Source organism: Phyllobacterium myrsinacearum (assembly GCF_002980555.1).
Classification (GTDB): domain Bacteria; phylum Pseudomonadota; class Alphaproteobacteria; order Rhizobiales; family Rhizobiaceae; genus Phyllobacterium; species Phyllobacterium myrsinacearum.
In genome coordinates this window covers 1-312 of record NZ_PVBT01000030.1, presented here as the reverse complement: position 1 = coordinate 312, position 312 = coordinate 1, and the positions used below count along the sequence as shown (strand labels likewise).

General features: G+C 57.1%; 1 protein-coding gene. It reads right to left on the bottom strand.

Features of this window, described 5'->3' with window-relative positions; translation table 11 throughout:
- On the bottom strand, positions 1-312 hold a 312-nt coding region (locus C5750_RS26230), incomplete at both ends, for an EAL domain-containing protein (protein WP_146118194.1).

Here is a 312-nt window from a genome sequence, read left to right as displayed (position 1 = left end):
ATCTTGGCAATATCGGGTGAAAACGCCCCTGCACTCCAGACAGGCACATGATCAGGCCCGAGATCATCGAGCGCTATCTGGCAGCCATATCGTTTGATGTCCGTCATGAAATCGATGGCATCGGCTGATGCAGGCAACCGGTCGATGCCGTTCAATTCAAAGACAAGCCGCTCGGCAACGGACGTAGCCGACCCCAGCCTTTCGCAGACATTGAACCACCACAGGTCGAGAACGGCGCTCTCCATCGATATATTGACCCCCAGGCGAAGGTCAGGCGCTGCGCACAGGGCATCGATGGTCCGCTGGACAACA